This window comes from Segatella copri (genome assembly GCF_009494395.1).
In the GTDB taxonomy this organism is placed as follows: domain Bacteria; phylum Bacteroidota; class Bacteroidia; order Bacteroidales; family Bacteroidaceae; genus Prevotella.
The window spans coordinates 1-12617 of the sequence record NZ_VZCB01000014.1; the positions used below are offsets into that span (position 1 = coordinate 1).

Consider the following 12617-nt stretch of genomic DNA (forward strand, 5'->3'; position numbering starts at 1 on the left):
AAATGCTCAATTCAGTTGTTTGCTTCCCTAATTAAGTTTTCGGACGGTCTCCCCCGTTTTAACGGATTTTTACACATTGTAAACGGCTTATTTCCTCCAAATGGAACCTCATGAAACAGTAAAAGCTTCAAACCGCAACGACGGTTTGAAGCTTTTTCTGATATATATAAAGAGGTGTTATGCCTCATGCTGTCTTACACCCATTCGAGCCTCCACTACGTTCACCACGTAGTCGCCGAGCTTCTCGCATTCCTGGATGATGTCCATATACATCGTACCGATGGCGTAGGTGTAGAGATGGTTGTTTACATCGTTGATGTTCTGGCTCTTCAACTGATTGCGATAGTTGTTGATTTCGTTCTCGATGTTGAAAGAGAGGTTGGCATCGTTGTCCCCCTTATGACCTACGAGAGTGATGTTCATCTGGGTGAGGGCGTTGTCGGTAAGCTCCATCATCTGATGCATGTGCTCATACTGCGAAGTGATGAAGTCTTCCTTGCCTTTGAAACGGCGGTTGAGCGTGCGGGCGATGTTGAAACAGCTGTCACCGATACTCTCGATTTCAGAAATCTCACGGAGCATGGCACGGATCTTTGCCTTGGTCTCGTCAGAAAGATGAGAATCGCTCACCTGGTCAAGATACTTGGCAATCTCAATCTCCATGTTGTCAGAGATGCCCTCGTATTTCTCGATGCGGGTATAGAGCTTGATGAACTTATCCTCGTTGGTTTCGCCAAGAAGCTCCTTCACCATACCGAACATGCGCTGGATACGCTCGGCGAAACAGTGGATTTCCTTCTGAGCCTCCAGTACAGAGATTTCCGGAGTCTTCATGATACCACTCTGGATGAAGCGCAGGCGGAAGTCGTCCTCGTCGGCATTCTTCTTAGGACGGATAATCTTGCATACCAGCTTCTCAATCTGTGGGACAAACCATACCAGGATAAAGGTGTTGGAGAGGTTGAACGTGGTATGGAAGGCGGCAAGCACGAAGGAGAGCTTGGCTGCATTGGCAACGAAATGAGGATCGTTCTTCTCCATGGCATCGTCGAAACCTACCCAACCGCAAACCAGGTGGATGAACGGACGGAACACGCAGAGTATCCACAGCACACCGAAGATGTTGAACACCATGTGAGCCATCGCCGCTCTCCGGGCCTGCGTATTGGCGGTAAGTGCTGCCACGTTGGAAGTTACGGTGGTACCGATGTTCTCACCCATTACGAGCGCAATGCCTTGATAGATAGGCAATACGCCGGTAGAACAGAGAATCATCGTAATCGCCATGACGGCTGCTGAACTCTGTACGCACATGGTCAGTATACTACCAATGAGCAGGAAGGTGATGGTAGTCTGGAAACTGTGAGGATCAAAACTTGCGAAGAAATCAAGAACTGGCTGGTTATGAGCCAGGTCCATATCAATACCGGTTTGGCGAAGAGTACCCAAACCAAGGAACATAAAGGATATACCAAAGATGAAGTCGCCGATAATCTTGCGCTTCTTACTGTAAATCAGGATAATGGCAATGAAGAATGCAGGCCATACAAAGTCGGTGATATTGAACGAGAAGCCGGCACTCATAATCCAGGCGGTAAGCGTGGTTCCGATATTGGCACCCATGATGACCGAAATAGCCTGGGCGAGGGTAAGGAGACCTGCGTTGACGAATGATACCGTCATCACCGTTGTAGCCGTAGAAGACTGCACCGCAGCTGTGATGAGCGTACCCGAGAGGATGCCCGTCACACGATTGGTGGTCATCGTTCCTAACACATGGCGGAGCTGAGGTCCAGCCATCTTCTGCAAACTATCGCTCATGGTCTTCATACCAAACATAAGTAGGGCGAGTGCTCCAATAAGCCTGAAAAATATCCAAATAGACATATTATAACTTAATTAATGTTGTCAAAAACAAGAAGTATCCGAATTTCTTCGTAACTTTACGCTCTGTAAGCGTGCTCCTCTCCGGGGAGTAGGTTGATGCCCCGAAACAGCTTTTAGGAAGGGCTGGACGGGCAGTAGATTGTGTAACTTTGTAACATTTTTTTAATGCAAATGAAACAAGTAATTCAAATCCGTTGCAAAAATAATAAAAAAACTCAGAAAGTCGAAATTGGAAGCACACTTTTTGATGTTTTTTCTTCATTTGACCTCAAAATGACCCACGGACCCGTCTCTGCAAGGGTAAATAATAAGGTTGAGGGCATGCATTATCGTGTATATAACAGTAAGGATGTAGAATTTCTGGATATGACAACTGCGTCAGGTTCCCGTGCCTATACCCGCACCCTCTTCTTCGTACTTTGCAAGGCGGTGCAGGATATCTATCCGGCTACAGACGTGGTGATTGATATTCCGGTTTCCAACGGTTTCTATGTGGATATCCGTCTCGGTCGTCCGGTTGTGGATGAGGATGTGAATATCATCCGCTGTCGTATGCAGGAGATTATTGATGCCAGGATGCCGATTCGCCGATTCACCGTTCCTACGGAAGATGCCATCACCCTCTTCCAGGAAAAGGGAGATGTGGAAAAAGTAAAACTGCTCAAGACTTCGGGCTCTATCTATACTACCTATTATAAAATAGGTGAATACGTAGACTACTATTACGGAACATTGCTCACCAACACCTCCCAGCTCTATCTCTTCGGCTTGGAGAAGTATTATGACGGCATGCTCCTGCGCATTCCTTCGCTCAAGAACCCGGACGAGCTGGGCGAGATGACCCGGCAGGACAAGATGTTCGATATCTTCAAGGAGCATCATCGCTGGCAGGAAATCCTGGGTATCAGAACCGTGGGCGACTTCAATCAGGCTATCGAAGCCGGTCATGCTACCGACATCATCAATATCAGCGAGGCGCTGCAGGAGAAGAAACTGGCTAAGATTGCTGAGGATATTGCCCAGCGTAAGGGTGTGAAGCTCGTGCTTCTTGCCGGTCCTTCGTCTTCCGGCAAGACTACATCCTGCAAGCGTCTGAGCATTCAGCTTGCCGTAAACGGACTGAAACCGTTGCAGATTTCGCTCGATGATTATTTCGTGGATAGGGATAAGACCCCGAAGGATGAGAATGGAGAATATGATTTTGAGAGCATCTATGCGTTGAATCTCGACTTACTCAACGACCAGTTTAATGCTCTGTTCCGTGGCGAGGAGGTGGAATTGCCGAAATATGATTTTCCTTCAGGCAAGAGCATCAAGAGCGGAAAGAAGCTGAAGCTGGAGCCTAACAATGTGCTGGTGGTAGAGGGAATCCACGCCCTGAACCCTGAACTGACGGCGCATATTCCGGAAGAGCAGATTTACCGCGTATATGCTTCGGCATTGACTACCATCCTGCTGGATAATCATAATTATATTCCGACAACCGACAACCGGCTGCTGCGTCGCATCATCCGCGACTATAAATATAGAGGTGTATCGGCTCAGGAAACCATTCACCGCTGGCCATCGGTAAGAGCTGGCGAGAACAAATGGATATTCCCGTTCCAGGAGAATGCCGATGCGATGCTCAATACGGCGATGCTCTATGAGCTGTCCGTGCTCAAGATGCAGGCGGAACCATTGCTGCAGCAGGTTCCGGAAAACTGCGAGGAATATGCGGAAGCTTACAGACTGCTGAAATTCCTGAAGTATTTCAAGGGAATCCCTTACAATAATCTGCCTCCAACTTCCCTATTGCGAGAATTTCTAGGCGGAAGTTCTTTCCATTATTAGGAGATTGGAGAAAGGAAAGGGCGTCTTTGCGAAATGAAGTAAGCCTCATTCCACTTTTTGCCTGGTTATGGCACAATATTGCCCTCGGCTGGGGCAATATTGTGCCATTGCCGGGCGTAATTTTTTGTGTCGTGAAGAAATATTGAAGGCAAGCGTTGTCGCATCGTATTCCTGTGGATATAACGCTACTCTCGCTTTTACTCTTCACTCTTCACATCTTGGGTGTAAGTGGTTGATATACAAAGGGTATTGTGCGTGAAGAGACAAGCCCGACTCTTCACCACTCTTCACCACTCTTCACCCTGATTCTTTTTGAGGGCGTAACCCCTTTTATTTAAACTATGTTTAGTCATCTATAATGACCAATATCTGTCTTCAATGATGGCTGAACTTCGTGATAAGTAAGCGGCTCCGCGTTTATACCTTGCATAAGGTGAAGAGTGGTGAAGAGTGGTGAAGAGTGAGGCCTGACTCTTCACCTGTTTAATGTGTTGATATTTAATGGGTTAATACCAATATGTGAAGAGTGAAGAGTAAAAAGGAAAGTGGCTTTCTATACAGCCACTTTCCGCTTTAGAGCTTGCTTCCGTAGCAGAGGTCTCCGGCATCGCCGAAGCCCGGAACGATGTATTTGTGCTCGTTCAGTCCCTCATCGATAGATGCACACCAGATGGTTGTCTTATCCTCCGGGAAAGTTTTCTTAACGTGCTCGATTCCTTCTGGAGCGGCAAGGACGCAAGCCACGTGGATATGCTTAGGATTTCCCTTGGTAAGGAATGCCTTCATGCCCATCTCCATGCTGATACCTGTAGCCAGCATAGGGTCGGCGATGATGAGCGTCTTGCCGGTAAGGTCTGGAGTAGCCAGATACTCGATATGTACGCCAATCTCGGTATGCTCCTTGTTGGTATATTCGCGGTAGGCGCTCACAAAGGCATTGCCTGAATGGTCGAAGATGTTGAGGAAACCCTCGTGGAAAGGAAGTCCGGCACGGAAGATAGTACCGATGACAATCTCGTCTGTAGGGAAATTAACCTGGGCTACACCGAGCGGGGTAGTCACGTCTCTGTTCTCGTAATTGAGAGTCTTTGAAATCTCGAAAGCCTCATACTCACCGATTCTCTTGATATTGTTGCGGAAGAGGAGTCGGTTCTTTTGATAATCACAATCGCGCATCTCTGCCAGGTAGCGGTTGATGATGCAATTGTGTTCGCTTAGATTATTTATTTTCATAAGTCGTAGTATTTAATTCTGTTGTCTAAATTGTTGCAAAGATAATGCAAGCGAGTGCAATGAAAGCTTGCTTTCGGATTGCCGAGTGCAGCTTATCTTATGCAAAGATAGTACAAATCTCGGAAACTACAAAATGTTTGGGCAACTTTTTGTAGCTTAGGTGGTGTCAAATATTAGGTTTATTTATACATTGGCATATGTCGTGTGATTATACGGCATTTGTCATCCAATCGTATGACAAGTGTCGTATAATCGCATGTCATATGTCATGCAATCATAAATAAGGGTTTCTTGCATCGTTATGGTTGCTTCCTTGCATCATATAAGACGCAACATTGTTACCATCCATCTCACCCTTGCCAATTTCAAGAAATACTCATTCGGAATGAGCCACCACAGAAGTAGATACTCATGAGAGAACGGATGATTTCGCTGTACCGATAACCGGACGATCTACACCTTAGACTGAGGGTCTTATCGATTACTGTAGACAATGTGGAGTCAAATTGCTCCATGATTGAAAAAAAACTCCAAAAGGTGTGAGTTTCTCAGATTTTATTTGTATCTTTGCCATGTCTATCGTTGAATTCTCTTGTTTGTTATGCAACACTAAGATAAGTGAATTCTTCGACATGACAAAGTCCTTGGCAACTTTTTGTTGCTCAGGTACTTAAAAAGTTTAAGTTATAATAGTGTTGCGGAATTAAGATAAAATAAAAACAAAACCATGAAACGTACTTGTTTCGCATTTCTTTCCCAATGCCTGCTTGTCATCATTATATTGACATCATGCAGTGACGACCAAACCGGTCTCTCCCCTGATATTAACATCCCGATTACCGGTTATTGGCAAATAGCCGATGGTGACATCAATGGCGATGGTGCCATTCAGGGCATCGTGGTACACAGTGACGAGACTGTCAGCGAATGGTTATATACCGGTGAAACCGCTAATCCTTATCAACTGGGTTTTAAAACAGGTAAATGGAGCGTGAACGGCAATCACTACGAGATGCAACTTCCTATCAGCAAAGGCGCCTATTATAATGTGACAGTGGCGGGAAACAATGACAGAACAATGTATCTTGCGTATAAAGGAAAAACATCTGTAGTGCCTTTCTATAAGCTGACATCCCTCCCTGGAAATGGAAACGAGATGATCACCGAACTTGAGGGCATGAAAATGTCGGGTTACACGATGGCTGACATCACGGGTTATTGGGAACATGATAACGAGAACGGCACAGGCTTCTATATCGATAATGAAGGAAACATCTCTGATTTGACATGTTTGTATAGTGAGGAAAAATATTATTCAGTGGAATATCATTCGGCAGAGGTGATACTTAATGGCAATGGCTGTGTCATCTCTTCTTTGGGTTCACAATGGATGGTGTATGCCGTAGGCAGCAACTCATTACTTGCCATTGACCGCAATAACAACAGTCACCAAGTGGAACACTTCGTGAAGAAAGATGTTCCTGATGAGATGATGCGAGCCGACGAGATTATGAAGACCCCTGTGCCTGCAGGACTGCTTGGCAAGTGGGAAACCATCCACTATACGCACATGATCAATGGTGAGAATGTTACCGATATTGACATTCTCAATGGTGATGATTGGAACAAGCAGTTTTGCCACACATTAGCTTTTTCAGAAAATCACAAAATATGCAAATGGGATAGGTTTGGAAGTCAGCTCTACGACCAATGCTTCATGTTGAAGGATGACAACATCACTATTGCAGCAGACTTGACCGGTCTCCTTTCCCCAAAATACAGTTATACAGAAACATGGACCATAAGCGACAAGACTGAAAACAGTATGAAGCTTACGCGCGAGCATGGTAATTCAACAGAATGTTATACCTATAAACAAAAATAATTTCAATGAAACATATCATAACAGTCGTTATCATGATGTTGTTGCCTATGTGGACAACAGCTCAAAACGAAAGTCGCCACGTGTCTGTCATTCCACATGCAGGCGTAACAATAGCCAAGATGAATGGCGCTGCACTAACGGTAGCAGAGAAATGGAAAGCCGGATATACTGTTGGAGCAAGCGTTGAGTTTCCTTTGTCGCAGAATTTTTCTCTGCTTACGGGAGCAGACTTCAGCCTGATAGGTACTGGACTTGAGAAACAGAAAGAGAAATATGCGTCTGCCGATGAAAAACTTGACGTGACGTATCTCTCCGTGCCTCTACAAATCAAGACATACTTCTCTGGTGTGAAAGGATTGGCTGCACATATTGGTGTGCAGGCTGGCATACTCCTCTCGGCAAAGGATAAGATGACTATACACAGCATACGCACGATGAACCTCGGCAACGACATATCATCAATGTACCTATGGGAATCGTACCAAGAGAAGAAATCGGAGGATGTAAGCAGTAAATTCCGCAATGTTGTTATTGGCATTCCCCTTGGAGTGAGCTACGAATGGCGACACATCACCCTCGACGCCTCCTATTGTTTCGAACTGCGACAGGCTATCAGTCTGAAGACAGACAACCCCGGTGGCTGGGGCTTCAACGACTCTCCAACGGCACGCAACCATGCCATATATATCACGGCAGGATATAAGTTCACGCTATAGATAGAAAGGCGCACCCGACAAACCCTGTGGAGGGCTGGGCAGATTTAAGGGTATATATTAAATTCAAGTTAAATCCAGTTGTCGTATATATTAAAGCCGTATATATTAAATAGGTGGAATCTCGTAGAAAAATGCAACTTCCGGATAAAGAACAGCAACGAATATTTGCAAAGTCAACGTGGCAAATTATAGACGAAATGGAGCGATTTTAATTTCTTTAACCAAAAAAGATTTTAAAATATATTATTTATATGCGAGAAACTTTGTTATAAAACATATTTTTCGTAACTTTGCGGCGGTTTTAGGAAAAAGGGGTTCTTTGGAGAATCCAATTAAAAAAGGATAAGTTTCAGAATAAATATTTCACAACTTAAATACATTTAAAAAAATGGCAAAGTTTGATAAGTCAGTTTTAGCAAAGTACGGAATCACAGGTACAACTGAGGTTCTCTACAATCCTTCTTATGAGGTATTGTTCAATGAGGAGACTAAGGAAGGTCTCGAGGGTTTTGAGGTTGGTCAGGAGACTGAGCTCGGTGCAGTTAACGTAATGACTGGTATTTACACTGGTCGTTCTCCTAAAGACAAGTTCATCGTTGACGATGCTACATCTCACGACACTGTATGGTGGGATTCTGAGGAATATCACAACGATAACCACAAGGCTACTCCAGAGGCTTGGAATGCCGTTAAGGAGATCGCTAAGAAGGAGCTTTCTAACAAGAAGTTGTTCGTAGTAGATGGTTTCTGCGGTACACACAAGGATACACGTATGAAGGTACGTTTCATCGTTGAGGTAGCATGGCAGGCACACTTCGTAACAAATATGTTCATCCGTCCTCAGAACGAGGCTGAGTTCGATCAGGAGCCAGACTTCATCGTTTACAATGCTTCTAAGGCAAAGGTTGAGAACTGGAAGGAGTTGGGTCTCCACTCAGAGACAGCCGTTGTATTCAACGTAACTTCTAAGGAGCAGGTTATCATCAACACATGGTATGGTGGTGAGATGAAGAAGGGTATGTTCTCTATGATGAACTACTTCTTGCCATTGAAGGGTATGGCTTCTATGCACTGCTCTGCCAACACAGATATGAACGGTGAGAACACTGCTATCTTCTTCGGTCTTTCTGGTACAGGTAAGACTACATTGTCAACAGACCCTAAGCGTAAGTTGATCGGTGACGATGAGCACGGATGGGACGACGAGGGTGTGTTCAACTTCGAAGGTGGTTGCTACGCTAAGGTTATCAACCTCGACAAGGAGTCTGAGCCAGACATCTACGGTGCTATCACACGTGACGCTCTCCTCGAGAACGTAACTGTAGCTAAGGATGGTAAGATTGACTTCGCAGATAAGACTGTTACCGAGAATACTCGTGTATCTTATCCTATCTACCACATCAAGAACATCCAGCGTCCATTCTCTCAGGGTCCAGCTGCTAAGCAGGTTATCTTCCTCTCAGCAGATGCATTCGGTGTATTGCCACCAGTATCTATCTTGAACGCTGAGCAGACTAAGTATTACTTCCTCTCTGGCTTCACAGCTAAGTTGGCTGGTACAGAGCGCGGTATCACCGAGCCTACTCCAACATTCTCTGCTTGCTTCGGTCAGGCATTCTTGGAGTTGCACCCAACTAAGTACGCTGAGGAGTTGGTAAAGAAGATGCAGAAGTCTGGTGCTAAGGCATACTTGGTTAACACAGGTTGGAACGGTACAGGCAAGCGTATCTCTATCCGCGATACACGTGGTATCATCGACGCTATCCTCGACCACTCAATCGACGCAGCTCCTACAAAGACTATCCCATTCTTCAACTTCGTAGTTCCTACACAGTTGGAAGGTGTAGATCCTAAGATCCTCGATCCACGTGATACATACGCTGAGGCTTCTCAGTGGGAGGAGAAGGCTAAGGATTTGGCTGCTCGTTTCATCAAGAACTTCAAGAAGTATGAGACAAACGAGGCTGGTAAGGCTCTCGTTGCTGCTGGTCCACAGCTCTAATTCGACTCTTCGAATTCATGCTAAATATGGAATCCCGTTTTCTCGCAAGAGAAGCGGGATTTCTTCGTTTTTATACCTCTAAATCACTAAAAAACTTAAAAAATGCGCCTAAAATGAATAATTTGCATAATAATAAGGAGAAAAGGGCGAGTTTTTGAAGAATTCTCTGTAAATTTGCAGCTAAAAAGAAAAATTGGATAGAATGAAAAGGAAGTTTTTAGCTTTCGTAGTGCTGCTGGCAGCTACTTTATCGCTCTCTTCATGTTTGAGCAGCGACGATAATTTAAATGTAGAATATACACATGATACTGCTATTACGGCGTTTTCTCTGGGATCACTCGATCAGTGGGGCAAGACCAAGGATGGTACCAAGGATTCCTTGTATAAAGCTGTTGTGGCAGGCGCTAATTATAAATTTTATATTGATCAGGCTACACGCCAGATTTATAATGTTGATTCCTTACCATGCGGAGTGAGGGATTCGGCTATGCTGGCTACTATTACAAGCAAGAATAGTAGCCTTGTCGTGTTGCAGGATATGGATAAGCCAGATTCGCTCATCACTTATTCCAGCACAGACTCTATCAATTTCTCCAAGCCAAGACTCATCCGTGTTTACAACAACGACTTCACTGCCTATGCTACATATACCGTGAAGGTAAACATCCATCAGGAAAAGGGTGATGTGTTCAACTGGCAGGAGAAGGCTCAGCAGAATACTGTGCTCTCTCAGCTCAGCCATCTGAAGATGGTTTCGCTGGGCAGCAATATCTATGTATTCGGCAAGAATGCTGAGGGATTGAAGATTTACAAGACTGCCAATACCGATGGTATGGGATGGCAGGAGATTACCGCCAATATCGCTTTCGGTGCGGATGACTATCAGAATGCGGTGGCTATGGGTAATAACCTCTATATCTTGTCAGACGGAAAGGTATATGCTTCTGCAGATGGCAGCAACTGGCAGGAGAAGGGAAGCGATGCTTCTCTCAAACTGATGGTAGGCGCCAGTAGCAAGAACCTTTATGCCTATACTGCTGCCGGTATCTCTGTTTCAAAGGATCAGGGTGCCAGCTGGACAGCTTTGGCGCTTGACAAGAGCGTTGATTATCTGCCAACAAATAATCTCTCTATGTGCTCTACCAGCATTCGCTCTACCAAGAACGTGGAGTATCTCATGCTGATGGGTACTCGTGACAAGAGTTATGGCGACTCTATCGCTACTATCTGGAACCACGTAGTAGACAATGATGCTGATGCTGCTGACAATGAGTGGAATTACTTCGAACTCGACAGCCATCAGCCATACAAGATGCCGATGATGGATCAGGTATTGACCTGTGCAGCAGATACAGGCTTTGTTGCTGTGGGCAGCAATGGCAAATGGTATAAGAGCAAGGATAACGGAGTTAGCTGGAAGGTTGACTCTCTGGTTACTCTGCCTGCAGCCTTTACCTTTAACGTTAACAGCAGCATCGGTTTCTGTCGTGATGCCAACAATTACTATTGGCTGATTCGTGGTGGTAATGTCTGGAAAGGCCGCTTCAATCGTGATGGCTGGCGCAAGGACCAGACTATTTTTGAATAACTGAAATGTAGTCATGATTCGTAACTTATGCAGCCTGTTGCTTCTCATCAGCTTGCTTTCCGTTCAGAAGGCGCAAGCGCAGGATGACCCGCAATATCGATTGGAGATAGGTGCGGGCATAGGTACTATGGCGTATGAGGGCGACTTTAATGGCAGCATTTTCAAGAATATGCAGCCGATGGCTGCCGTTGTGGGTCGATATAATATCGACCCATACAAAGACCTGCGGCTGAATATTGGCTTCGGCAAGATAAAAGGATCTTCTGACAATGTGGATTCTTATTTCCCTGACTATGCCGGGCAGCCTTACTCGTTTAACAATACGCTGGTAGATGCCAGCTTCGTGTTCGAGTATAACTTCTGGCCATACGGTACGGGTAGAGATTATCGGGGAGCCAAGCCGCTGGTGCCGTTCATCTTTGGTGGTCTGGGAGCCACCTATGCGACGGGAAGCGAAAAGAATGTGTTTACTGCCAATATCCCCCTGGGTATAGGCGCAAAATATAAAGTAAGTGAACGACTGAACGTAGGACTGGATTGGACCATCCATTTCTCGCTGAGCGATGAGCTGGATGGAGTGAAAGACCCTTACTGGGTAAGCAGTAGCGGAGCTTTCAAGAATACCGACTGCTACTCAACGCTGCAGGTGTCGCTGACCTATAGTTTCAGTGCAAAATGTAGAACTTGTAATAAAGAAGATTAATATGGACAACTTGGATATGAACAGAATACCTGAGCACATCGCCATCATCATGGACGGCAATGGACGCTGGGCAACAGAAAGAGGCAAGGACCGCAGTTATGGTCATCAGGCAGGAGTGGACGCAGTGCGTTGCATTACCTCAGAATGTACTCGCTTGGGTGTGAAATTCCTTACCCTCTATACCTTCTCTACCGAAAACTGGAACCGTCCTGCCGACGAGATTTCTGCCTTGATGGGACTGGTACTGTCTTCACTGGAAGATGAAATCTTCATGAAGAACAATGTACGTTTCCAGGTGATAGGCGATATGAAGCGATTGCCACAGGCGGTGCAGGATAAGTTGCAGGAAACAATGGATCATACTGCCAAGAATGATGCCATGACCATGGTGGTAGCCCTGAGCTACTCTTCACGCTGGGAAATCATGAAGGCGATGAAGGAAACCGTGAAGGAAGCCATGGAGAAGGGCACCAGCTATGAGGAAGTAGAGAAGATGCTGACCGAGGAGAACTTTGAGAAGCATCTGGAGACCAACTTCATGCCAGACCCAGACCTCCTGATCCGTACAGGTGGCGAGTTGCGTATCAGCAACTATCTGTTGTGGCAGATTGCATATTCAGAGTTGTATTTCTGCGATACTTACTGGCCAGACTTCAACGAGGAGTGTCTGCACAAGGCTATTGCGAGTTACCAGGCTCGCCAGCGTCGCTTTGGCAAGACTGAGGCTCAGGTAGAGGAAGAGGAAGAAAAGTAAAAAAACAACCCCCAAT

General features: G+C 45.5%; 9 protein-coding genes and 1 pseudogene. 7 read left to right on the top strand and 3 right to left on the bottom strand.

What is annotated here, in order from left to right; all coding sequences use genetic code 11:
- Nucleotides 1-177 precede the first annotated feature (177 nt).
- Nucleotides 178-1887 (bottom strand): Na/Pi cotransporter family protein, encoded by a 1710-nt coding sequence (locus tag F7D73_RS01565; protein ID WP_153121982.1) that lies wholly within the window; start codon nt 1885-1887, stop codon nt 178-180.
- 171 nt (nt 1888-2058) lie between these two features.
- Between F7D73_RS01565 and F7D73_RS01570 the strand changes: the two genes are divergently transcribed.
- Nucleotides 2059-3720 carry a nucleoside kinase gene (locus tag F7D73_RS01570; RefSeq protein WP_153121983.1) on the top strand — a complete coding sequence of 554 codons (1662 nt, stop codon included), beginning with the start codon at nt 2059-2061 and terminating at the stop codon, nt 3718-3720.
- Between the two features lie 573 nt (nt 3721-4293).
- Here the strand turns inward: F7D73_RS01570 and upp are convergent.
- Both upp and F7D73_RS01580 read right to left on the bottom strand, forming a co-directional pair.
- Complete coding sequence (gene upp / locus F7D73_RS01575; protein WP_153121984.1) at nt 4294-4953, bottom strand: uracil phosphoribosyltransferase; 660 nt, start codon at nt 4951-4953, stop codon at nt 4294-4296.
- A 386-nt stretch (nt 4954-5339) separates the two neighbouring features.
- Nucleotides 5340-5527: pseudogene (locus tag F7D73_RS01580) on the bottom strand (IS1380 family transposase); the annotation flags it as partial.
- 153 nt (nt 5528-5680) lie between these two features.
- On the opposite strand from F7D73_RS01580, the gene F7D73_RS01585 reads away from it, so the two are divergent.
- The 6 genes from F7D73_RS01585 to F7D73_RS01610 all read left to right on the top strand — a co-directional run bounded on the left by F7D73_RS01585 (nt 5681) and on the right by F7D73_RS01610 (nt 12601).
- Nucleotides 5681-6838, top strand: a complete 1158-nt coding sequence (locus tag F7D73_RS01585) for a hypothetical protein (RefSeq protein ID WP_153121985.1) — start codon at nt 5681-5683, stop codon at nt 6836-6838.
- A gap of 5 nt (nt 6839-6843) precedes the next feature.
- Nucleotides 6844-7554, top strand: coding sequence for a porin family protein (locus tag F7D73_RS01590; RefSeq protein WP_153121986.1), 711 nt, complete (start codon nt 6844-6846; stop codon nt 7552-7554).
- A 388-nt stretch (nt 7555-7942) separates the two neighbouring features.
- Nucleotides 7943-9556, top strand: coding sequence for a phosphoenolpyruvate carboxykinase (ATP) (gene pckA, locus F7D73_RS01595; RefSeq protein ID WP_022121513.1), 1614 nt, complete (start codon nt 7943-7945; stop codon nt 9554-9556).
- Between the two features lie 202 nt (nt 9557-9758).
- Nucleotides 9759-11144, top strand: coding sequence for a DUF6242 domain-containing protein (locus tag F7D73_RS01600; protein WP_153121987.1), 1386 nt, complete (start codon nt 9759-9761; stop codon nt 11142-11144).
- A gap of 13 nt (nt 11145-11157) precedes the next feature.
- Nucleotides 11158-11847 (top strand): DUF6089 family protein, encoded by a 690-nt coding sequence (locus tag F7D73_RS01605; RefSeq protein WP_153121988.1) that lies wholly within the window; start codon nt 11158-11160, stop codon nt 11845-11847.
- 1 nt (nt 11848) lies between these two features.
- Nucleotides 11849-12601 carry an isoprenyl transferase gene (locus F7D73_RS01610; RefSeq protein ID WP_153121989.1) on the top strand — a complete coding sequence of 251 codons (753 nt, stop codon included), beginning with the start codon at nt 11849-11851 and terminating at the stop codon, nt 12599-12601.
- Nucleotides 12602-12617: the final 16 nt, after the last annotated feature.

Bases quoted from the DNA above. Each gene is read 5' to 3' on its own strand.
- F7D73_RS01565 (WP_153121982.1), bottom strand. From the start codon at position 1,887: ATGTCTATTTGGATATTTTTCAGGCTTATTGGAGCACTCGCCCTACTT.
- F7D73_RS01570 (WP_153121983.1), top strand. From the start codon at position 2,059: ATGAAACAAGTAATTCAAATCCGTTGCAAAAATAATAAAAAAACTCAG.
- upp (WP_153121984.1), bottom strand. From the start codon at position 4,953: ATGAAAATAAATAATCTAAGCGAACACAATTGCATCATCAACCGCTAC.
- F7D73_RS01585 (WP_153121985.1), top strand. From the start codon at position 5,681: ATGAAACGTACTTGTTTCGCATTTCTTTCCCAATGCCTGCTTGTCATC.
- F7D73_RS01590 (WP_153121986.1), top strand. From the start codon at position 6,844: ATGAAACATATCATAACAGTCGTTATCATGATGTTGTTGCCTATGTGG.
- pckA (WP_022121513.1), top strand. From the start codon at position 7,943: ATGGCAAAGTTTGATAAGTCAGTTTTAGCAAAGTACGGAATCACAGGT.
- F7D73_RS01600 (WP_153121987.1), top strand. From the start codon at position 9,759: ATGAAAAGGAAGTTTTTAGCTTTCGTAGTGCTGCTGGCAGCTACTTTA.
- F7D73_RS01605 (WP_153121988.1), top strand. From the start codon at position 11,158: ATGATTCGTAACTTATGCAGCCTGTTGCTTCTCATCAGCTTGCTTTCC.
- F7D73_RS01610 (WP_153121989.1), top strand. From the start codon at position 11,849: ATGGACAACTTGGATATGAACAGAATACCTGAGCACATCGCCATCATC.